This is a genomic window from Thermomonospora catenispora, from assembly GCF_006363815.1.
Lineage (GTDB): Bacteria > Actinomycetota > Actinomycetes > Streptosporangiales > Streptosporangiaceae > Thermomonospora > Thermomonospora catenispora.
Genome location: NZ_RRYT01000003.1, coordinates 193,475 through 215,219, shown reverse-complemented (window position 1 = coordinate 215,219; position 21,745 = coordinate 193,475). Strand labels below are relative to the sequence as shown.

Annotated in this window: 18 protein-coding genes and 1 pseudogene; 6 read left to right on the top strand and 13 right to left on the bottom strand. The window is 72.4% G+C overall.

The features are described 5' to 3' along the window. Positions 1-138: 138 nt before the first annotated feature. Together EIO00_RS04415 and EIO00_RS04410 are read left to right on the top strand one after the other, a co-directional pair. Positions 139-1,440 carry a salicylate synthase gene (locus EIO00_RS04415; protein ID WP_175596125.1) on the top strand — a complete coding sequence of 434 codons (1,302 nt, stop codon included), beginning with the start codon at positions 139-141 and terminating at the stop codon, positions 1,438-1,440. Positions 1,441-1,695: 255 nt separating this feature from the next. Further along, positions 1,696-1,989: a hypothetical protein gene (locus EIO00_RS04410; protein ID WP_140175602.1), complete on the top strand. Its 294-nt coding sequence runs from the start codon at positions 1,696-1,698 to the stop codon at positions 1,987-1,989. 146 nt (positions 1,990-2,135) lie between these two features. Here the strand turns inward: EIO00_RS04410 and EIO00_RS04405 are convergent, their stop codons facing one another. Then, the gene (locus EIO00_RS04405) at positions 2,136-2,876 is read right to left on the bottom strand and encodes a YqeB family protein (protein ID WP_140175601.1); all 741 of its coding nucleotides are present in this window, start codon (positions 2,874-2,876) and stop codon (positions 2,136-2,138) included. Between the two features lie 420 nt (positions 2,877-3,296). Continuing rightward, a complete protein-coding gene (locus tag EIO00_RS04400; protein ID WP_140175600.1) occupies positions 3,297-4,190 on the bottom strand; it encodes an aldo/keto reductase in 894 nt (297 codons plus the stop codon). Between the two features lie 103 nt (positions 4,191-4,293). Here EIO00_RS04400 and EIO00_RS04395 point away from each other — a divergent pair. After that, positions 4,294-5,183, top strand: a pseudogene (locus EIO00_RS04395) (helix-turn-helix domain-containing protein). 446 nt (positions 5,184-5,629) lie between these two features. Here EIO00_RS04395 and EIO00_RS04390 read toward each other — a convergent pair. Continuing rightward, positions 5,630-5,869: a hypothetical protein gene (locus EIO00_RS04390; RefSeq protein WP_140175599.1), complete on the bottom strand. Its 240-nt coding sequence runs from the start codon at positions 5,867-5,869 to the stop codon at positions 5,630-5,632. Next, positions 5,866-6,288 (bottom strand): hypothetical protein, encoded by a 423-nt coding sequence (locus EIO00_RS04385; RefSeq protein ID WP_140175598.1) that lies wholly within the window; start codon positions 6,286-6,288, stop codon positions 5,866-5,868. Before EIO00_RS04385 ends, EIO00_RS04390 begins: the two co-directional genes overlap by 4 nt. 200 nt (positions 6,289-6,488) lie before the next feature. On the opposite strand from EIO00_RS04385, the gene EIO00_RS04380 reads away from it, so the two are divergent. Beyond that, the gene (locus EIO00_RS04380) at positions 6,489-7,484 is read left to right on the top strand and encodes a helix-turn-helix domain-containing protein (RefSeq protein ID WP_140175597.1); all 996 of its coding nucleotides are present in this window, start codon (positions 6,489-6,491) and stop codon (positions 7,482-7,484) included. A gap of 231 nt (positions 7,485-7,715) precedes the next feature. On the opposite strand, the gene EIO00_RS04375 is transcribed toward EIO00_RS04380, so the two are convergent. Both EIO00_RS04375 and panD read right to left on the bottom strand, forming a co-directional pair. After that, a complete protein-coding gene (locus EIO00_RS04375; protein ID WP_140175596.1) occupies positions 7,716-9,287 on the bottom strand; it encodes a (2,3-dihydroxybenzoyl)adenylate synthase in 1,572 nt (523 codons plus the stop codon). Between the two features lie 3 nt (positions 9,288-9,290). Next, on the bottom strand, positions 9,291-9,698 hold the full coding sequence (panD, locus tag EIO00_RS04370) for an aspartate 1-decarboxylase (protein ID WP_140175595.1): 408 nt from the start codon (positions 9,696-9,698) through the stop codon (positions 9,291-9,293). A gap of 74 nt (positions 9,699-9,772) precedes the next feature. Here panD and entS point away from each other — a divergent pair, with 74 nt between their 5' ends. Beyond that, positions 9,773-11,011: an enterobactin transporter EntS gene (entS, locus tag EIO00_RS04365; protein WP_140175594.1), complete on the top strand. Its 1,239-nt coding sequence runs from the start codon at positions 9,773-9,775 to the stop codon at positions 11,009-11,011. 121 nt (positions 11,012-11,132) lie between these two features. Here entS and EIO00_RS04360 read toward each other — a convergent pair whose 3' ends face one another. From EIO00_RS04360 to EIO00_RS04340, 5 genes are all read right to left on the bottom strand, one after another. Beyond that, positions 11,133-11,810: a DNA alkylation repair protein gene (locus EIO00_RS04360; protein ID WP_140175593.1), complete on the bottom strand. Its 678-nt coding sequence runs from the start codon at positions 11,808-11,810 to the stop codon at positions 11,133-11,135. Positions 11,811-11,916: 106 nt separating this feature from the next. After that, complete coding sequence (locus EIO00_RS04355) at positions 11,917-15,303, bottom strand: non-ribosomal peptide synthetase (RefSeq protein WP_140175592.1); 3,387 nt, start codon at positions 15,301-15,303, stop codon at positions 11,917-11,919. A 38-nt stretch (positions 15,304-15,341) separates the two neighbouring features. Beyond that, the gene (locus EIO00_RS04350) at positions 15,342-16,145 is read right to left on the bottom strand and encodes an ABC transporter ATP-binding protein (RefSeq protein ID WP_140175591.1); all 804 of its coding nucleotides are present in this window, start codon (positions 16,143-16,145) and stop codon (positions 15,342-15,344) included. Continuing rightward, on the bottom strand, positions 16,142-17,167 hold the full coding sequence (locus EIO00_RS04345) for a FecCD family ABC transporter permease (protein ID WP_140175590.1): 1,026 nt from the start codon (positions 17,165-17,167) through the stop codon (positions 16,142-16,144). Before EIO00_RS04345 ends, EIO00_RS04350 begins: the two co-directional genes overlap by 4 nt. Next, positions 17,164-18,213 (bottom strand): FecCD family ABC transporter permease, encoded by a 1,050-nt coding sequence (locus EIO00_RS04340; RefSeq protein ID WP_140175589.1) that lies wholly within the window; start codon positions 18,211-18,213, stop codon positions 17,164-17,166. Before EIO00_RS04340 ends, EIO00_RS04345 begins: the two co-directional genes overlap by 4 nt. Before the next feature lie 162 nt (positions 18,214-18,375). Here EIO00_RS04340 and EIO00_RS04335 point away from each other — a divergent pair, with 162 nt between their 5' ends. Then, the gene (locus EIO00_RS04335) at positions 18,376-19,188 is read left to right on the top strand and encodes a protein kinase family protein (RefSeq protein WP_140175588.1); all 813 of its coding nucleotides are present in this window, start codon (positions 18,376-18,378) and stop codon (positions 19,186-19,188) included. Between the two features lie 31 nt (positions 19,189-19,219). On the opposite strand, the gene EIO00_RS04330 is transcribed toward EIO00_RS04335, so the two are convergent. Both EIO00_RS04330 and EIO00_RS04325 read right to left on the bottom strand, forming a co-directional pair. Further along, the gene (locus EIO00_RS04330; RefSeq protein ID WP_140175587.1) at positions 19,220-19,795 is read right to left on the bottom strand and encodes a hypothetical protein; all 576 of its coding nucleotides are present in this window, start codon (positions 19,793-19,795) and stop codon (positions 19,220-19,222) included. A 1,345-nt stretch (positions 19,796-21,140) separates the two neighbouring features. Further along, positions 21,141-21,569 (bottom strand): DUF2000 domain-containing protein, encoded by a 429-nt coding sequence (locus tag EIO00_RS04325; protein WP_140175586.1) that lies wholly within the window; start codon positions 21,567-21,569, stop codon positions 21,141-21,143. Between the last annotated feature and the right edge of the window lie 176 nt (positions 21,570-21,745).

Genomic DNA, 21,745 nt, shown 5'->3' with positions numbered 1-21,745 from the left:
GCCCGCTGCGGGCGCCTGATCGGACAACGCTTGGTTAGGTTAGCCTTGCCTATGAAAATGACACAAGGTTAGCCTTACCTAAGTTGATCGGAGCCGTCCGATCCGGCAGAGGATTGGGTTGAGGTCGTGTCCTTCGGTGTGCGCACGGATGAAATCCGCACTCGACTGGCGGTCGAGATCGCGTCCGACCCCCTGCGGGCGATCGCCGGGTTGGCGGGGTCTGGCCTGTTCACCGACTACGTCGTCTACGAACGCCCCGGGACCTGGGTGTTCGCCGGCGACGTGCGCGGCGAGGTGATCTTGGAGCCCGACGCGATCCGCACCCGCTGGGCCGACGACCGCACCGCCCGCCCGTGGACCGGCCGGCCCGCCGCCGCGCTGCAGGACGCCTTCGCCCGCATCCCCTGGCCCGCCTGGAACGCCTACGGCTGGGTGGCGTTCGAGTTCACCCGCCCTCAGGCCGCGGCCCCCGGCCAGCGGCTGGCGCACCTGATCGTCCCGCGCGTCGAGGTCCGGATCGCCGACGGCCACGCCATCGTCACCGGCGCCGCCCCGGACGAGGCCGAACGGATCACCCGGCTCCTGGAGGAGACGACCCCCCGCCCGGCGCCCGAGCCGACCCCGGTGGACGTGCGGGTCGACTGCGACTACCGGGACCGCGTCGCCAAGGCCCTGGAGGAGATCGGCGCGGGCCTGTATCAGAAGGTCATCGTCTCCCGGCACCTTCCGCTCGACTTCCCCGTCGACGTGCCGGGCACGTTCCTGGCCGGCCGGGCCGCCAACACCCCCGCCCGCTCGTTCCTGCTGGACCTGGACGGCTTCCAGGTCGCCGGGTTCAGCCCGGAGGTGGTCGCCCAGGTCTCCGCCGACGGCACGGTGATGACCCAGCCGCTGGCCGGCACCCGCGCCTTCGGGCTCGGCGCGGACGCCGACCGGGACCGGCGCCGCGAACTGGTCAACGACCCCAAGGAGATCTTCGAGCACGCCGTGTCGGTGCGCACCTCCCAGGAGGAGCTGTACCGGGTCTGCGACCCCGACACCGTGCAGGTCACCGGCTTCATGACCGTCAAGGAGCGCGGCAGCGTCCAGCACCTGGGCTCCAGCGTCCACGGCCGGCTCGCCCCGGGCCGCTCCCCCTGGGACGCCTTCGAGGCGCTCTTCCCCGCCGTTACCGCCTCCGGCATCCCCAAGCCCGAGGCCGTCGAGGCCATCACCCGCCTGGACGAGCCCCGCGGCCTGTACTCCGGCGCCGTGCTGTCCCTCTCCCACGACGGCGCCCTGGACGCCGCCCTGGTGCTGCGCGCCCTCTACCAGCGGGACGGCCGGGCCTGGCTGCGCGCGGGCGCGGGCATCGTCACCGGCTCCACGCCCGACCGCGAGTACGAGGAGACCTGCGAGAAGCTCTCCAGCGTGGCGCCCTACGTCGTCCCGCTGCGCTGACCTTCTTCCTCCTTCGCCCGCCCCGCGGCGCGCCGCGGAGCGGGCGTTCTTCCATGCCCGCCTTCCGTGCCCGCTTCCCTGTCCACTTCCATGTCCGCCGCCCGTTCTCAAGACCGCGTCAGGCGATTCTCACCCCTATTTTCACGATGAGTCGCTTTCCGTGCACCCAAAGTAAGGGTTTCCCCGGATGTCCCCCCGAACACCCCCAAGACAGCATGGAGCCGTCCGATCGCTCTCAGTGACGAAAGGAGCTCCATGAACGATCGCCGTTCCGCACGCCGCCTCCGGCGGATCGCGGTCGCCGGCCTGATCGGCGCCGCCGCCCTGGTCACCGTCGCGCCCACCGCCGCCGCCACCACGGCGAGCGCGCAGGCCACCGCCCAGCCCGCCGCGCAGGCGGCCGCGCCGGCGATGCGGTACATCGACTGGTACTTCACCTACGCCCGCTGCCAGCAGGCCGGCGTGGACGGCAAGCAGGCGGGCAGGTGGTCCCGGTGGAAGTGCATCCCCAGCTCCTGGAACACCCACTGGGAGCTGTGGGCGGCGTGATCGGGCGACCGCCGCCGTCCTGAACCCGCCGGTGGGATCCGACGGCTCGCCGCAGAGGACCTCCCGAGGGCCCCGCCCGTGACCACCGGCGCCATCGCACCCGCGGCCCCTGCGGATCGCGTCCGCAGGGGCCGCGGGCCCGTCGCTCACCGGCCCGGCCCCTCCACCGGCGGCGGGGCGGGGCGCCAGAACTGGCGCTTCTTGCGGTCCTCCCGGACCACGACGCCCAGGCGGGCCAGCTCCTCGCGCAGCTGCGCCGCCTCCTCCCCGTCCCCGCTCTCCAACGCCTGGGCACGGGCGCGCAGCAGCGCGTTCGCCCCCGCCGGCAGACCGTCCATGTCGGGCACCCAGCGCCGGTACCGGTCCCGGTACGGGTCCCCGCCGGAGGACCACGGGTAGCCGTGCGCCTTGAACGCCCCGGCCAGCCGTTCGGCGTCCGGCAGGTCGGCGCTCTCCCGGACGGAGTACACCACCGCCTCCCGGCCCTGCCGGTCCAGCAGCACCAGCCGCCCCTCGTCCGCGAACACCGCCTGGACGGCCGCCCGCGGCATCGACCGCTCCGCGCCGGCGCGGATGCACACGACCCGGTCGTCGGAGACGACCACGGTCACGTACTCGCGCTCGGCCAGGAAGGCCAGCGCCAGGCCGGCCGCCGCGCCCACCCCCAGGCAGCCCAGCGCGGCGGGCACATCGGGCAGGGAGTCCACCAGCGCGAACGGGCCGCGCATCGGCACCCAGCGCAGCGCGACCACCCATCCGGCCACCAGCCACACCAGCCCGCCCAGCGCCGCCCCGGCGAGCGGGAACCCGCCCCACACCAGCAGACGCTCCCATCCGGGACGCCCCACCACGGTCGTCCGGCCGACGGGGACACGCTCAGCAGCCATGGCTCTTCCCGCAGCTCATGCCCCCACCCTGGCCGCGCCCGCACCGCCGCCGCAGCCGCCGATAGGCCATCCCTCCGCTACCAAAGTCGCCGCCGCCATCGCCCTTCGGCGACGCCGAGGGCACCCGGCGGCACCGTGCGGAGCGGGCCTCCCGGTGGCACCGCGCCCGCAACGGAGGAGGCGAGAGGGCCAAGAGGCCACCGGGAGCGAGCGGAGGTCCGGTCTCCGCAGGTCGCGGACTTCCCCCTGCGACGGCGTCTTGTGAAGACGCCTTGTGAAGCGGCTCGGCGGGACGTCGCACCGGGGCGGGCGCCGGCCTCCCCCGTGCCCCCTGCGGGGTCTGCGGGGCCCCACCGTGTCCGGCCCATCTCGCGGCCCGCCCTGAAAGACCGGGATAGAAGACCGGGCTAGGAAGCCGGGCTAGAAGGCCGGGGCGCCCAGGTGGCGGACGTTCTCCAGAGCGGCCAGGTCCTCCCCGTCCAAGGTGATGCGGCCGGCGGCCAGGTCCTCCTCAAGGCGGGCGAGCGAGCTCGTGCCGGGGATCGGCAGCATGCGCTCATAGCGGGCCAGCAGCCAGGCCAGGGCGATCTGAGAGGCCGAGGCGTTGTGCTTGATCGCCACTGACGCGATCACCGGCTCGTTCGCGAGGGCCCGCGGGCCGCCGGTGAACGCCGAACCGAGCGGATAGTAGGGGACGTAGGCGATGCCGTGCTCACGGCACAGCCGGAGGACCGGCTCGTCCTCGCGGTTCCCGATGCCGTAGGCGTTCTGCACCGCGGCGATCGGGGTGATGTCCAAAGCTTCATCGACGTCCTCGACCGAGGCCGCGGACAGGCCGATAAGGCCGACCTTGCCCTCATCGCGCAGTTCGGTGAGGGTGCCGAGCCGATCGGCGAGCGGCACGGGGTCCGGCCCGTCGCCCCCGACCCCCAGCCGCAGGTACACCAGGTCGATCCGATCGAGCCGCAGGGTGCGCAGGTCCTGCTCGAGGGTCGCCCGAATCTGCTCGGGGCGGGAGGCGCGGACCCAGGCGCCCGTCTCGTCGCGGGCGCCACCGACCTTCGTGGCGATGAGGAGGTTGTCCGGGTAGGGGCGCAGCGTCTCGGCGATGAGCTCGTTGACCACATCGGGGCCGTAGACCTGCGCCGTGTCGATGTGGTCGACACCGAGCTCGACGGCACGGCGCAGGACGGCACGGGCCGCGTCCGGGTCCTTGGGCGGTCCGAACACTCCCGGGCCGGCGAGCTGCATCGCGCCGAACCCGACCCGCCGTACGGCCTTGTCACCCAGGGAAGCGGTCTGAATCGTTGCCATGGTTCGACTGTCAGGCCGGCACACCGCCCTCGACCAGAGGCGGCGGGATCCCGGGACGCACAGACCCACCCTCATCGGCGCGCCCGGCGCATACCGTTGAACCATGGCCAAGAACGGCGAGCTGCGAGAGTTCCTGCGCACCCGGCGGGCGCGGCTCAGGCCCGAGGATGTGGGCATCCAGACCAGCGGCCGGCGCCGCGTCCCGGGGCTGCGGCGCGAGGAAGTCGCGATGCTGGCCGGGGTGAGCCTGGACTACTACACGCGTCTTGAGCAGGGCCGCCGGAACCTACAGCCGTCCGACCAGGTGCTCGACGCGATCGCCCGCGCGTTGCGGCTGGCCGAGGCCGAACGGCGGTACCTGCACAACCTCGTCCGCTCGACGGTCGCCTCGTCCGAGCCCGCCGAGCCGCGGCTGCCTCCGCTGGATGCGAGCACCCGGTTGATGCTCGGCAACCTCGGCGTTCCCGCGATCGTCGTCGATGTGCGCGGCGACGTCCATGCGATGAACCGGCTGGGTCGCGCGCTGTTGCCGGGCCTGGAACCGGGGGCGAATCATGCGCGCTGGCTGTTCCTGGAACCCCGACGCGGGACCTGCTGGTCGACTGGGAGATGAACGCACGGGTGAGCGTCGGCGTCCTGCGCAAGGCCACGGCCCGCTATCCACGTGACACGCGGCTGCACACGCTGATCGGCGAGCTGTCCGTCGCCAGCCCCGAGTTCCGCACCTGGTGGGCCGAGCACGAGGTCGATACGCGGTGCCGGGGTCCCAAGCGGTTCCGTCATCCTGTCGTCGGCGAACTCACCTTGCATGTCGAGGCGTTGCAGTTCCAGGACGGGGAGCGCTGGCTGTACGTCTACTCGGCGGAACCCGCTTCTCCCTCCGCGGAGGCGCTCGGTCTCCTCGGCACGTGGGCCGCGACCGAGGACGCGGCTTTGGAGCAGCGCCCCGTCGTCTCCCAACCGGCCGGTTCAGGACGGCGAGCGGCGCAGTGAGGAGCATCAGCGGACATAAGCCCGCTCCGTTCGCCTATGAACGTCCCGCTCGGTCTGCGGCCGGGCAAGGCGCCTTCACCGGGTCCGGCTCGGGATCAGCTCTGCGAGCAATACGGGCACGGCCCCTCTACAGCTGCACGTCGAGCACGGCTCGGACCGATTCTGTGCGCCCATGCTTTGCTCCCTCAGCTCCATCGTGATGGCCGCGTGGCGGACCGTCCAGAGTCAGGCGACGGCCGCCGCAAGCTCATGAGTACGCCCCGCCTGGTCTACGGACCAGGCGGGGCGCCCCGGTAGCGGCGTCCCGCCGCGCCATTGAGGACGCCGCACCAGGAGGGGCGGGCGCGCCGATCTCCCCTCCTACCCGCGCACGGGGGCACCGGCGCGCCCCGCTGGTGGGCGGCGACGCAGGGGTCGACTTGGCGCCGCCGCCCCGTCTATCGGGCCTATCGGGCGCCGAGCTGCAACCGCAATCGCGCCGCCGCGGTGAACTTCACCCGGCCGCCCGCACGCTCGATGCGTTCGACCTCCGCCCAGGTGTGGATGGCGCACCAGCGGAAACGGTCCGGCGTCTGGGTCACGGCGTCGATCGGCCGGTCGCCGTGGATCGCCGCATCGCATACCGTGCGGAGCGGCGCCGCATCGATCACGTAGACGTTGCCGCTCGCACGGTCGCCGCCGCTCACCGCCCGAGCCATTGCCGGACTCGGTCGTAGCGGGTCGGCGTGCGGGTGGAGCGCGCGGCGGCGCGGACCGTACGGGGGACCGGTCGCGCCGCCGCGCCGTACCCGCCCGGCCGGGGCGCGCCGCTCGGCCGGCGCGGGCGGGTGGCCTGGTGCTGGTGCCGGTAGTGGTCGGCGAGCATCGCGGCGAGCTCGGCGGCGCTGGACGCGCGCAACAGCGTGTTGTCGTCGGCGGGCGCGGCGTACCACGATCCGTCGTTCGCGCACCACGGCGCGGCGCCGGGGTAGAGCCTGCACAGCTCGGAGAGCTCACGCGATCGCTCGGCGATGATCCGGGCGCGCTCGGCCTGCTCGGCGGGGACGGGCCATGCCGGCGGCGGCGCCGTTACGGTTTGGCGCCCAGGGGCGGCTATCGTCTGCATCAACCACGACCTCCGTTCGTGGCCAGGCCCCGGGGTCCCCGCTGTTCGCCCAGCGGGCCGGGGCCGTCCTTTGTGCCGTGCGGCACACTTTCAAGCCCAGACCAGCGCACCGGCGGCTACCTTGGAAGTGTTGTCCTGTTGTCTTCACGGCAGCGGCAACACCCGACAACAGGTCAACCCGGGGCGAAACGGGTGAGGCGATGACCTTCGGTGAGAAGCTGCGCGCGCTGATGGCCGACCGCGAGATCGGCGTTCGGGAACTGGCCCGGCTGGTGCCCTACGATCCGGGCAACCTGTCGAAGGTCGTCAACGATCGAAAGAACCCCTCCGCCAAGTTGGCGGAACGGCTCGACGAGATCCTGAACGCGAACGGTGAGCTGATCGCGCTACGGCCGGTACCACCACCCCGGCAACTGATGAACGGGAACCTCACGCCGGATGACGCCGAACGGATCGGCTCTGCGCTCGCGCGTCCATCCCGACTCGACCGCGGCGTCGTGAATTCGCTCGCAACCGTCCTAGCGGGACAACGACGCCTCGAGGATGCCATCGGACCGGGCGGGCTACTTGTCCCGGTCGCAGGGCAGTTGAGCGCCATCACATCCATGCTCAAAGAGGCATCCGGGCCGCATCATCGCCCGCTCGGCCGGCTCGTCGCCGAATGGACCACGTACACCGGATGGCTGTACGCCGCCCTCCGCCAAGATGAGAAAGCCCTCACTCTGTTCGGTCGCGCTGAGGACCTGGCCGACGAGTTCGAAGACGGCACCATCGCAGCACTCGCAACGAGCTTCCGCGGGTACGTAGCTCGGCAACAGCGCCGCCCCTGCGCAGTTGTGCGCGCCTCTATGGCCGCCCTGGCTACGCCGGGAGGCCATCCGATCCAACAGACCTTTGACCTGCTCCAAGCCGCCCAGGGCTACGCAGCGCTTGGGGAGACGGAGCAAGCCCGGAAGTTGCTCGACCAGGCCGCGGACCGAGCGGCAGACCGAATCGAGCCGCCGCCGCCCGTCTACTGGTATTCCGAGCCGTTCTTTCAGCTCAACATCGGCATCGTGCATAAGGAGATCGGAGAATACGGCGATGCCGCCGAACTGTTGCGCGCCGGCCTGGACGGGATGCCGGCTGATCAGCGCGACTCCGAATGGCTCGACGAATACCGGGATGCGCTTACGGAAGCGCAGGAACGCAGCTAGCAGGCGACCCCCGGCGATGGTGCCCGCCGGGGGTCGTTGCGCGTCTATCGGGCTACGGTGCTGTCCATAGTCACCAATACACCTGGTCGGCGACGTCCCACAGGATGACCAGTGCCGCCGCGGTCGCGCACCAGGCGGACACCCGCGCGCCGCGCCGCAGGCCGTCAACCGCCCAGTCGCGCGCCGTACGGTCGGGGCGCGTCGGCCCCGACCAGGCGACCAGGCGCCGGACTAGGCGCCGCCGAGCATCGCAGCGAGCATTGTTTTTGAAACCTTGCCGACGGGGGTGCGGGGGAAGGAGTCGACCACTTCGATGCGGTCGGGCCACTTGTAGTCGGCCACTCCGCGGTCGCGCAGGAAGTCCTTCACCTCCCGCAGGGTGGGCGGGGTGCCACGGGCGACGAGGAACGCGCAGGTGCGTTCGCCCATGACCGGGTCGGGCACGCCGACGACGGCCGCGTCGTGGACGGCGGGGTGGGCGAGCAGGTGGCCCTCCAGCTCCTCGGCGGCGATCTTCTCGCCGCCCCGGTTGATCTGGTCCTTGGCGCGGCCCTCGACCACCAGGTGACCGGACGGCAGCCGCCGGACCAGGTCGCCGGTCCGGTAGAAGCCGTCGGGGGTGAAGGACCGGGCGTTGTGCTCGGGCGCCCGGTAGTAGCCGCGCAGCGTGTAGGGGCCGCGGGTGAGCAGTTCGCCGACCTCGCCCTCGGGGACGGGCTCGCCGGTCTCGGGGTCTGCGATGCGGATCTCGTCGGCCGGGGACAGGGGGCGGCCCTGGGTGGTCTCGACCAGCTCGGGCGGGTCGTCCAGGCGGGTGTAGTTGAGCAGGCCCTCCGCCATGCCGAAGACCTGCTGGAGCTTGCAGCCGAGGACCTCGGGGATCTTGGCGGCCGGTTCGGCGGCCAGTTTGGCGCCGCCGACCTGGAGCAGCCGCAGGGACGACAGGTCCTCCCCCGACCAGGTGGCCGCGTCCAGCCACAGCAGGGCGATCGGGGGGACGACGGCGCAGTGGGTGACGCGTTCGCGTTCGATCAGGCCGAACGCCTCGTCGGGGGCGCCGGAGGAGGCGAGCACGACGGTGCCGCCGACGGAGAAGGTGCCGAGCACGCCGGGGCAGGCGAGCGCGAAGTTGTGCGCGACCGGCAGCACCACCAGGTAGACCATGTCGGCGGACCAGCCGCAGACCTCGGCGCTGGCCTCGAGGTTGTAGACGTAGTCGCGATGGGTCCGGGGGATCAGCTTGGGCAGGCCGGTGGTGCCGCCCGACAGCAGGAACACGCCCACGTCGGCGGGGTCGGGCTTCTCGTGCGGCACGGGGTCGGCGTCCAGGGACGCCAGCGGGGTGAACTCGGCGGCGTCGCCGTCGACGATCACGTGCTCGACGTTCAGCGAGCGGGCCAGTTCCCGGTAGTCGAAGCCGCCGTGCCGGTCGGCGATCACATAGGCCCTGGCCTGCGACAGCTCGCACAGGTAGCCGATCTCGCTGTGCCGGTGGGCGGGCAGCGCCAGCACCGGTGCCGCGCCCAGCCGCACCAGCGCCAGGAAGACCACGATGAACGAAGGGGTGTTGGGGAGCTGCACGACCACCCGATCGCCGCGCCGGATGCCCAGCCGGTGGAATCCGGCGGCGGTCCGTTCCGCCCTCCGGTCCAGTTCGGCGTAGGTGAGCCGCCGGTCGCCGGCGATCAGGGCGACCTTGTCGGGGTCGCCGCGCAGCACGTCGCCGAGGAGCCGGTCGCTCCAGTAGCCCTCGGCGATGTAACGGGAGACGAACTCCTCAGGCCAGGGAGTGAAGCCTTCCATCGCTCACCGCCCCGCGAGCTGGGCCTCGGCGCCGGGGACGGGCTCGGCCGGGTCGCCGCCGAGCGCCACGATGCGGTTGGCGCCGTCCACGTGCACCACGCGGGGGCGGTGGGAACGGAGCTCCTCCTCGTCGAGGGCGGCGTAGGAGATGATGATCACCAGGTCGCCGGGGTGCACCAGCCGGGCCGCGGCGCCGTTGACGCCGATCACTCCGCTGCCGGCCTCGCCGGCGATGGCGTAGGTGACCAGCCGCGCCCCGTTGGTGATGTCGACGAGGTGCACCTGCTCGCCCTCGACGATGTCGGCGGCGGCCATCAGGTCCGCGTCGATCGTCAGCGAGCCCACGTAGTGCAGGTCCGCTTGGGTGACGGTGGCGCGGTGGATCTTTCCGTTCATCAGGATGCGACGCACGGTCCGCCTCTCCCTGGATCAAGGCTAGTAAGGCTAGGCTAACCTTAGCTACTCGCCCGCCTGAGGAGAACCCCGTGCCCCGACTGGCCATGGACATCAGCCCGCTCCGGGACAGCCGCCCGTTCCGGAACGTCTTCATCGCCCGCACGGTCTCGGTGATCGGCATCGGGATGCTGATGGTGGCGCTGCCGATCCAGGTCCATGAGCTGACCCGCTCCACGCTGCACGTGGGGGCGGTGTCGGCGTCCGGCGGGTTCGCGCTGCTGGCGGGCTTCCTGTGGGGCGGGGTGCTGGCCGACCGGCACGACCGACGACGGCTGATGCTGCGCGCCCGCACCGCCGCCGGCGTCGGGTTCGTGCTGCTGACGCTGAACGCCTTCCTGCCCTCTCCCTCGCTGGCCGCCCTGTACGCGCTGGCCGCCTGGGACGGTCTGGCCACCGGCGTCAGCGTCACCGCGCTGCTGGCCGCCACGCCCGCCCTGGTCGGCTCCGACAAGCTGGTGGCGGCGGGGGCGTTGAACGCACTGACCGTGCGGCTGGGCTCGATGCTGTCCCCGGCGGTCGGCGGGCTGACGGTGTCGGCGTTCGGGGTCGGGTGGAACTACGCCGCCGCCGCGATCGGCACCCTCGGCACGCTGCCGCTGCTGCTGGGCCTGCCGGAGCTGAAGCCCGCCGTCCAGGCGCCCGAGAACCCGCTCAAGGCGATCGGCTCCGGGCTGCGGTTCGTGGTCGGGCATCGGGTGGTGGGCGCGCTGATGCTGCTGGGCGCGCTGTTCATGATCGCCGGCGGGATCCCGGTGCTGATGCCCGCGTTCGCCGCCGAGCAGCTCGGCGGCGGCCCCGCCACGGTCGGCCTGCTGTACGCGGCGCCCGCCTGCGGCGCGGTGCTGGCCTCGGTCACCAGCGGCTGGACCGCCACGCTGCGCGCCCCCGGCCGCGCCCTGCTGATCGCCTCCGTCGCCGGCTTCGCCGCCCTGGCCTGCCTGGGCCTGGCCCGCCATCCCGCCGTGGCCGTGGCGATCCTCTTCGGCTACGGCTTCGTCGCCTCCATCGAGGAGATCCTCCGCTACGGCCTCATCCAGACCCACACCCCCGACGGCTATCTGGGCCGCGTCAACTCCCTGTGGTCGGCCCAGGAGACCGGCGGCGAGGCGGTGGGCTCGCTGGGCGCCGGAGTCCTGGGCCGCCATCTGGCCCCCGGCGACGCCATCGTCTGCTACGGGGCGGTCAGCGCCGCCCTGGCCCTCGTGTTGGCCCTCGCCCTCACCGCGCTGCGCGGCGCCACCCTCAAGCCCAGCCCCGAGGCCGGCTGACCGGCCCCTCCGCGGCCGGCGGACCGCCCCGCGCAGCCCGGCGCGCATGCGGCCGGGCCCCCGCCGGCCCCTCCCGATGCCGGCGGGCCGCCCCGGCGGGACGGGGGGACGACGGGGCCCGTCAGCGGAGGTTCCTCAGGGCCTCGCGGACCGACAGCGGGGAGAGCGCGTCCTCCTCGGCGGCGACGAAGGCGCGGACGGCGTCCGGGGCGACCTCGGCGTACCGGCGGAGCGCCCAGCCGACGGCCTTGCGGACGAAGAAGTCCTCCCGCCCCGCGCACATCCGGCAGTGCCGGAAGAGGCGTTCGGGGTCGGTGGCCTCCTTGTAGGTGAGCTGGTGCAGCAGGGCGGCGCGGTTCAGCCACGGGTCCGGGCCCGCCGCCCACTCGTCCGTCACCGCGGCCACGGCGGGTTCACGGCGCGCCAGCGCGCCGACGACACGGGTCGCCAGCGGATCGACGGTGTCCCACCACGACCTGGCGGTGAGCAGCTCCCGCAGCGTCGCCGCGAAGCCCGCCGAGGGGACCGCCGCACACCGGATCAGCACGTCGCAGGCGAAGTACTGGAACTCCCGCTCCGGCAGCGCCCAGCAGCTCCGGGCGAGCGCGCACAGCTCGGCCTCGGCGGGGCTGGGCAGGCCGGCCAGCACCCGGCGGGTCAGGGCGCGCCGCCGCGGCGTCGCGATGCCCAGGAACGGGAACCGGCCCCGCATGTAGGCGGCCATCGGTGCGGCCCGGTCCGGGTCGGCGTGGGCGCGGAACGTCTCCTCGACCCGACGCATCACCTCAGCGACGTCCATCCCCTCATCATGGCGGCCGCCGTGGGCGGGGCGCGCCCGGAGGGCGGGGCGCGCCCCGCCGGTCCTCGAGGCGGTGCGGGAAGGCCGCCGCGGCCGGCGGGCGGCGTCAGGCGGTGCCGGACAGGCGGGCCTCGACCTCCTCGTCGCTCATCTCGGCGACGGTGAGGTAGATCTCGGCGACGGCCTCCAGCCGGCCGGGCTCGGCGTCGAGCTCGGCGAACCGCTGGGCGATGCGGGCCACGGTGCGCTGGGTGAAGACGACCCGGACCGGCAGCGCGGTGGTGTCCAGGGCCTCGCGGAGGCGGGCGATGACGTTCGTGGCCAGCACCGAGTCGCCGCCCAGGGCGAAGAAGTCGTCGTCGGCGCCGACCCGCTCCACGTTCAGCACCTCGCCGATGACACGGGCGATGACCTTCTCCAGCGCGGTGCGGGGCTCGACGTGGGCGGCGCCCTCGCCGGCCTCGGCCGCGACCAGGGCGGCGAGGGCCTTGCGGTCGACCTTGCCGTTGGCGGTGAGCGGCAGGGACTCCACCGGGACCAGCAGCGCGGGGATCATGTGCGGGGGCAGCTGCCCGGCCGCGTGCTCCCGCAGCGCCTCGACGTCCGCCTCGGCGCCGTCGGCGGGGACCACCACGGCGGCCAACGAGGAGCCGGCGACCAGGGCGACGGCGCGGCTCACCGCGGGGTGGGACTCCAGGGCGGCCTCGATCTCGCCCAGCTCGATGCGGAACCCGCGGATCTTGACCTGGTGGTCGCGGCGGCCGAGGAACTCCAGCGTCCCGTCCGGCCGATAGCGCGCCATGTCGCCGGTCCGGTACCAGCGGACGCCCTCGTGGACGACGAAGCGGTCGGCGGTGCGCTCGGGGTCGCCGCAGTAGCCGTTCGCCACGCCGTGCCCGCCGATCCACAGCTCGCCGGGCACCCAGTCGGGACGGTCGCGGCCCAGTTCGTCCACCACCCGGCAGGCGACCCCGCGCAGCGGCACCCCGTAGGGGACGGCCCGCCAGTCCTCGGGGACCTCGCCGGTCACCTCCTGCACGGTGGAGTGGATGGCGGTCTCGGTGGTGCCGCCGAGCGCCACGAACCGGCAGCCGGGGGCGCGCTCGGCCAGCAGGCCGGGCAGGTGGGTGCCGACCCAGTCGCCGCCCAGCAGCACCAGCCGCAGGCCGGAGACGTCCCCGCCGGCGTGCAGCAGCATCTCCAGCACCGACGGGACGCAGTTGAGCACGGTCACCGACCGGCGGTGCACCAGCTCGGCCCAGCGGGCGGCGTCCTTGCGCTCCTCCTCCAGCGGCAGCGCCACCGCGCCGCCGGCCGTCCACAGCGCGAACATGTCGAACACCGACAGGTCGAAGTCCAGCGCCGAGACGCCCAGCGACACGTCGCCGCTCCCCAGCGAGAACCGCTCGACCAGGTCGCCGATGGTGTTCATGGCCGCCCGGTGGGAGACCTCCACGCCCTTGGGCTCCCCGGTGGAGCCGGAGGTGAACAGCACGTAGGCGACCTGGTCGGGGGCCGCGGCCACCGGCTCGGGCAGCGGCTGGGCCTCCGCGAGCGCCCAGGCCAGCACCGAGGGGGTGAGCGCGGCCTTGATCTGCGCGGTCTCGGCGATCTTGCCGCGGCGGGCGGGGGGCTGCTCGACGCCGATCGGCACATAGGCGGCGCCCGCCGCCAGCACGCCCAGCGCCGCGACCGCCTGGTCCGGGCCCTTGGGCAGCTCGATCGACACCCGGTCGCCGGGGCGCACCCCCTGGGCGGACAGGTGACCGGCGACGCGCAGGGCGCGGTCGGCCAGCTCGCCGTAGGTCAGCGCGCCCTCCTCGCCCCACAGCACGGCGGGGGCGTCGGGGGTGCGGCGGGCGTGGTCGAAGAACCCCTCGATCAGCGTCCGGGCCGGCGGGGGCTCGGAGGCGTTCAGCCGCCGCCGGACCTCCAGCTGCTCGGGGGAGGCCTGGATGCGCAGCGGCCGGCTCCAGTCGGCGTCGGGCGCGCCCAGGCGGGTGACGGCGTCGGTGTAGGCGGCGAACATGGCGTCCGCCACCCCGTCGGGGAACGCCGGGTCGCGCACGTCCCAGTTCAGCAGCAGCCCGCCGGAGACCTCGGTGACCTGGGCGTCCAGCAGCACCTGCGGGCCCTGGGAGATGATCCAGGCGGGCTCGCCGAACAGCTCGCGCACCCGGTCGCCGAACAGCTCGCCCAGATTGAGCGCGCTGGTGTAGACGATCGGGGCCAGCACCTGCTCGCCCTGGCGGCGGGACAGGTCGCGCAGCACCTCCAGGCCGGAGTAGTCGCTGTGGGTGCCGGCGGTGTGCAGCGCGGACTGGACCTGGCGGGCGCGTTCGACGAACGGCAGCTCGCGGGTCAGGTCGATCTCCAGCAGGATCGAGCCGGTGAAGTCGCCGACCAGCAGGTCCACGTCCGGGTGCACCGGCTGGCGGTGGAACAGCGGCAGGTTCAGCAGGAAGCGCGGGGTGGCCGACCAGGCGCCGATCACCTCGGCGAAGATCGCGGCCAGCGCCATCGCGGGGGTGACGCCCTCGCGGTGGGCGCGGGCGATGAGGTTCTTCTTGCCCTCGGGGGAGAGCCAGTGGTGCTTGCGGACGACCCGGTCGCCGGGGCGGGGGACGACCGGCAGCTCGGGCGCGCCGGGCAGGTCGTCCAGACGTTCGGCCCACCAGGCGCGGTCGCGTTCGCGGGCCTCGGCGCGCGGGTCGGCGGCCAGGTAGCGGGCGTAGCTGTAGCGGATCGGCGGCAGGGTCTCGCCGGCGTACAGGGCGGCGAGGTCGGCCAGCATGGTGCGGTAGCTCATCGCGTCGGCGGCGACCATGTCGACGTCCAGGTGCAGCCGGCAGGCGCCGGACGGCAGCAGGCTCAGCCGCAGGTCGAACACCCGGCCGTCCTCGATCGGCAGCCGCTGCATCGACATCTCGCGGCGGATCCGCTCCAGCTCGGCGTCGGGGTCGGCGGCCGAGCGCAGGTCGTTCACCGTGATCGCCGGGCCGGGGCGTTCGGGGAGGATGCGCTGGGTGCCGTCGTCGTTCACCGCCACCCGCAGCATGGGGTGGCGGTCGACCAGGGCGCGGACGGCCCGCTCCAGCCGGCCGGGGTCGACGGCGCGGCCGTCCAGCTCCACGTACAGGTGGGCGGCGACCGAGCCGAGGGACTGCTCGCCGTCCCGGCCGATCCAGTAGGCGTGCTGCATCAGGGCCAGGGGGAACGGGCCGTCGGGCTCGGGGGCGGCCTCGGCGTCGTCCTCGGGCTCGGGGGCGGGTTCGATGGCGCCGCGCTCGGCCAGCAGCTCCCACCACTGCGCCAGGGTGGGCCGTTCGGCCAGCTCGGCGAAGGTCACCTCGATGCCGCGCTTGCGCAGCCGCCCGGTCAGGCTCATCAGCCGGATCGAGTCCATGCCCAGCTCGATGAGGTTGTCGTGCGGGTCGACCTGTTCCCCGAGCACCTGGGTCAGCGACTCGTGCAGTTCTTCCCTGGTCAGCACAGAACGCTCCTTGCGAACTTAGGTAAGGCTAACCTAATTCAGAGCATTCCGGCCGTCAACGCCTTCCGCCGGTCCGCCGGCACCACCAGCGGAGTCCCCGTCTCCGGGCAGTCGATGATCCGGCAGGGCAGCCCGAACACCCGCTCCACCAGCTCCGCGGTGACGATGTCCGAGGGACGCCCCTGCGCGACGATCTCGCCCCCGCGCATGGCGATCAGATGAGTCGCATACCGGCAGGCGTGGTTGAGGTCGTGCAGCACCGCCACCAGCGTGCGGCCCTCCTCGTGCAGCCGCGAGCACAGGTCCAGCACCTCGATCTGGTGCGCGATGTCCAAGAACGTCGTCGGCTCGTCCAGCAGCATGATCGGGGTCTCCTGGGCCAGCACCAGCGCCAGCCACACCCGCTGCCGCTGCCCGCCCGACAGCTCGTCCACCACCCGGTCGGCCAGCTCCGTCACCCCGACCGCCTCCATCGCGGCCGCCACCGCCCGCTCGTCCTCCCTGGACCACTGGCGCAGCAGCCGCTGATAGGGGTAACGCCCCCGCGCCACCAGATCCGCCACCGTGATCCCGTCCGGGGTGACCGGCTGCTGCGGCAGCAGCCCCACCCGCCGCGCCACCTGCTTGGCCGGCTGCCCCAAGATCGGCTCCCCGTCCAGGAACACCGCCCCCTCCCGGGGCTTGAGCAGCCGCGCCAGCGCCCGCAGCAGCGTCGACTTGCCGCACCCGTTCGGCCCCACGATCACCGTGAACGACCCGTCCGGGACCTCCACCCCGAGCCCCTCGGCGACCACCCGCTGCTCGTACGCCAACGTCAGGTCACGAGCCACAAGCCTGTTCACGTGGTCCCCTTTCGTCCGGTGGCGGCCAGAAGCCAGACCAGATAAAGGCCGCCGAGAGCCCCGGTGACGACGCCCACCGGAACGGCGACCGGCAGCTTGAGGGAGATCAGATCGCCGACGCTCAGCAGGGCGGCGCCCATCAGTCCCGCCGACATCAGATGCGGGCCGGTGCGGCGGGTCAGCCGCCGGGCCAGCTGCGGCGCGACCAGCGCGACGAACGGCACCGGCCCCACCGCCGTCGCGGAGACCGCGGTCAGCCCCACCCCCACGGCCACCAGCACCGCACGGGAACGCTGCACCGGCACCCCCAGCGCCTGGGCGGCGTCGTCGCCGAGCTCGCCCATCGTGAGCCGGCGCCCATAGGCCAGCGCCAGCGGGACGAGCACGGCCAGCGCCCACCCCAGCGGCGCCGCGTGCTCCCAGCCCCGGTTGTTGAGGCTGCCGGTCAGCCAGAACGCCGCCTCATAGGCCTCGCGCAGCTCAGCCCGCGTGATCAGATAGCTGTTGGCGGCCTCCAGCATGGCCGCCGCCCCCACGCCGATGAGCACCAGCCGGTGGCCGCTCACCCCGCCGCCCCGATACGACAGCGCGTACACCGCCGCGGCCGTGCCCACCGCCCCGGCCACCGACCCGGCGGCGATCGCGAGCGTGCCGCCCCCGAAGACCAGGATCTGCAGCAGCGCCCCGGTCGACGCCCCGGTGGTGAAGCCGATCAGGTCCGGGCTGCCCAGCGGATTGCGGGACATGCTCTGGAAGATCGCCCCGCTGATGCCCAGCGCCAGCCCCGCCAGCAGCCCCACCGCCGCGCGCGGCAGCCGCAGCTCGGTGACGATGAACGTGGTGGCCTGGTCGCCCTGCCCCACCAGCGCCCGCACCACCTCGGGCGCCGAGATCGGGAAGTCCCCGGTGCCGACCACGAACACCGCCGCCGCCAGGCCCACCGCCAGCAGCCCGACGCCCACCGCGGCGGCCCGCGGCTCCCACCGCACCGACAACGCCCCGGCGCGCACCACCCGGCTCACTGCTTCGGCGCCTTCCCTCGACGGACCATCCAGATGAACACCGGCGCCCCCACGAACGCGGTCACGATGCCGGTCTCCAGCTCACCGGGCCTGGCCACCACCCGCCCGGCGATGTCCGCGGCCAGCAGCAGCACCGGCGCCAGCAGCAGCGAGTACGGCAGCACCCAGCGCTGATCCGGCCCGACCAGCGAACGCACCATGAACGGCACCGCCAGCCCCAGGAACCAGATCGGCCCCGCCGCCGCCGTCGCCGACCCGCACAGCACCACGATCGCCAGCGCCCCCAGCGCACGCGTCCGGGCCGGGCTCACCCCCAGCGCCCGACCCGCGTCCTCCCCCAGCGCCAGCGCGTTCAACGGCCGGGCCAGCAGCAGCCCCAGCACGGCGCCGGCCAGCATGAACGGCCCGAGCTGCGCGACCACCTCCAGGTCCCGGCTCGCCAGCGACCCCACCTGCCAGAACCGGAACCCGTCGAAGGTGCGCGGATCCAGCAGCATCACCCCGGCGGTCAGCGCGCTGAACACCGCGTTCAGCGCCGCCCCCGCCAGCACCAACCGCCCCGGCGTGGCCCCGGCCCGCCCATAGGAGCCGACCGCGTACACCAGCACCGCCGCCCCGGCCGCCCCGGCGAACGCCGCCCACACGTACACCAGCGAGGTCCGGGTGTCGAGGAACGCGATGACCAGCACCACCGCGAACGCCGCGCCGCCGTTCACGCCCAGCAGCCCCGGCTCGGCCAGCGGATTGCGGGTCAGCGCCTGCATCAGCGCCCCCGCCAGCCCCAGGGACGCGCCGACCACGACCCCCAGCAGCGTGCGCGGCACCCGCAGATCCTGGACGATCAGCGCCTCCCGCGACCCGTCCGGGTGCAGCAGCCCGTCCACCACCCGGCCCAGCGGGATGTTCTCGGCCCCGATCGCCAGGCTCGCCGCCATGGCCGCCACGAGCGCACCGGCCAGGATCAGCAGCCCTCCGGCCCGCCCGAGCGCGGCCGCCGCGCGGACGGGCTCCTTGCGCACGGGGGCTTCGCGCACGGGAGTCGACACGGATTTAGGCTAGCCTAAGCTAAACGCGCCGATAAACGGCCTTCCTGCTGCTTCCTGCCCGCTCTTGCCTGTTCGCGCCGCGGGCACGGTCATGCGCGGGCCCCGCGAGCGGCCGGGCGCTAGGCTGCCGCACGGCTTCCACGCGACTCCAGGGAGACCGCCGTGCGCAGCGACCGGACCGACCTGCCCGAGGACCTGCGAGACCGGATCGAGGCCCGCACCGGCCCGATCGACGCCGTCACCCCGGCGCCCGCGGGCAACCACGCCGACATCGCCGCCACCCTGCACACCGCAGGCGGCCGGATCTTCGTCAAGGCCGCCCGCAAGCTCCCAGACCGCGACGGGCCCGAGGTGACGTCCCTGCGCCGCGAGGCGGCCGTCAACCCGCATGTGGCCGGGCTCGCCCCCCGGCTGCGGTGGCGGATCGAGACCGAGGGCTGGCTCGCCCTGGGGTTCGAGCACGTGGAGGGCCGGCCGGCGGACTTCTCCCCCGACTCCCCCGACCTGGCCGCCTTGGCCGACACGATCCATGCGCTCCAGGCCGTGCCCTGCCCCGATGCGGTCCGCCTGACCGTGGAGCGGCGCTGGCGGCGGGAGCTGGAGGACACCGCGCCCGTGGTCGGGGACACGCTGCTGCACACCGACCTCAACGAGGACAACGTCATCATCGCCTCAGGCGGCCGCGCGTACGTGGTGGACTGGGCGTTCGCCTCCCGCGGAGCCGCGTGGGTGGAGCCGGCGCTGGTCGTCCCCTGGCTGATCAGGGCGGGTCACTCGCCGCGGGCCGCCGAGGAGTGGGTCGCGCAGTTCCCCTCCTGGGCGGAGGTGGACCCGGACTATCTCACCCGATGGGCGATGACCCACGCGGAGGTGTGGCGCAAGCGCAGCGAGACCGACCCGGCCGGATGGGTCGCCCTCTACGCGGGGTTGTTCCAACACTGGGCCGACCACCGGTCGAAGGCACGGCGCCGGTGACGGAGCGCCCCGGCGACCGGCCGGGCACAGATCACCGAGCCTCGGCCTCCAGCTTCTCGGCGACAGAGAACGCAACCCTCCGAGCATTCTCCTTGAAATTTGGATCCAGCCCATCAGGATTGTTCCTGATCAATTCAATCCGAACGTCGACATTCCCGTACTGAAGAAGAATGGTGCCAGATTGATGCCAGTACCGATCTCGATCCTTTTCCACATAAAAAAGGCACCCCTCATCCCCTACGCCAAAAAGAGGGGAGCATTCACCCTCCTTCGCCGACACCCTCCAGCAAAAATCGCCAAAGGGCTCATCCTTGGAATCAACTTTTTTCGGAAACCATAGCACGTTTATCGATATGGAATAATTTCCATCCGCGCCAGCAAAATCGCATCCACTTTTCTTTACGAAAAGATCTATATTTTCAGCCTCCCCCGGCGTGTCTCCCCCGGTCAACTGCCGCCGCAGGTCATCACTCAGCAGCTCACAGGCTTGGGGAATGCGCGAGAAGCGCAACGCATCTTCATTTCCTATCGGAGAACACGAATTGAGCGTGAGAGCAGTCGACGAGAACACGACAACCGAGAACGCCAATTTCTTAGAAATCATCATTCCTCTCAGAAACGTAAAGCCACCGGCCAGACATCCAGGCCAAACGTATCGCCAATGCGGAAAGCGTCTGCCGAGAGGCGCCTTTCACCTGAACGTTCGCCCAATATCTGATCGACCGGCCGAACAAGCGCATGGAGAGGAAATGCTCTCCACCGCATGACGCACATCAGGTCCGCAGAGGAGTTCCCTGGTCATGGCCTCACCCGCCCGCAAACACTCTGCACAGCCCTCGCCATCTGACGAGACCTCGCCCCAACGACCGACAACGACCGATGACAGCAAAGATCACCTTAGGTAAGGTAGCTCATCAAAATTCACAGAGCGACTAGAAGGTGACTGTGCGCTACATGACGATCCGCCATGTCAGGACGGATCCACGCAGGTCAAAGACCTTTCTCCAGAGGAACCACCCGTCTGGAGCATGCGGATGGCCACATCAGGACCCGCGGTCACCACCGCAGACCGTTGAGCCGGCCGAGAGCCGTCCGGCAGAATGATCGACTCCTTGGCGACTTCCAGGTCTGTGTCGCCGAACGCCCTTCCCGCCGCAGCGCCCCTGCGGACATCCCCCAACGCCCCAACGAGACCGCCCGGCACCACGAACCCTCGGACCGTGAGGCCGCGAAGCACGGACCTCATCCGGTTCTCCCTCACGACACACAGCCAGTCGGCTCACACGACCGACGTCCCGCTCCACCGCAGCCATCGCAAGCCGACATCCAACAGAGGCCGAATCGCTCCGGTGGACGCCACGGCCACGCATACCGCCCGCACGCCTCACAGATGCGGCTCCCCATCGGTGCGCGAATCATCGCTTGTGCTGCACATCGCCCTCCTCGCGCCGGGAAGTCCGTCTGCCTCCCCGGGCTCGGGCACGGCGTCGCCGAACAATCGCCACCGCAGCTCATCGTCCGACAACTCACAGGCGTGAGGAGGCGCGAGAGGGGCGGCGGACCGTCGTTCCCCATCAGGGAGCACGCCCCGAGCACGAGAGCGGCCACCGTGAGAACAACGGCGATGAACCCACGCGTTCTTGCTCGGGGGCGCACACCATCGCCCGAGGACGCCGCCCCGTCCCTCGAGCGGCGGGATCCGAGGGGGCGTCGCGCCCGGTCATGGCGGCGGTCCGGCGACGCCCGCGCACGGCGCCGTACTCCGTGCGGGCGTGCGGCGGCCCTGCCCGGCCCGTTCCGGCGTCCGCCCCGCAGCCCGCACCGACGCCCATACCGCTGCCCGTACCGGCGCCCACCCCGCCGTCCACGCCGTCCCTGCCAGTGTCCGCACCGCCGGACACACCGCCGGACGCGCCGGCACCCACGCCGCCGGTCGATCGCCGGGAGCCTCGTCAGGGGTGCAGCGACACCCCTTTGACGATCTTGTCCACCGTCCGCCGCTCCGCACGGAGGGCGAGCCCGACCAAGTTGAGCTTGTCGGCCTCCACGCAGCTCACGGCGGCCCTGTTGTCCTCGTCGTTGTTCGTGGCGAACAGCTCCTCGGTGTACACGGTCATCGCGACCCCGCGGCTCAGCGCCCGCTCATGGACCCGCTTCAGCTTCTCCGCATCCGCCGCGAACACCAGCACCGGTTGCCCGAACATCGGCAGGTACTCGTTCCCCGTGGCGTCGCGATAGTTCTCGCCCACGACGCCTTCGACGGTGGCCGCGATTCCGCTGACGGTGAAGGCGGTGACGTTCAGCTTCTGCCACACCGCCAGGTCCTCGCGCACCACCACCGCGATCTTGGTGTCCCCGACTTTGGGAGCCGCCTGTGACATATTGATGGCACCTTTCATCGTGTACCGACGCCGAAACCGGCGCCGGACCGTCATGCGCTTCTCGTTCGGATCCGCTTGTCCGTTCGGGGTCGGCGCTCCTCCCTGCAGAGGCCGCCACCGCACCATGGCCGGCCGAACATCACCGGCCCGCCGAGCCCGAAGCGGAGCAGGGCCGC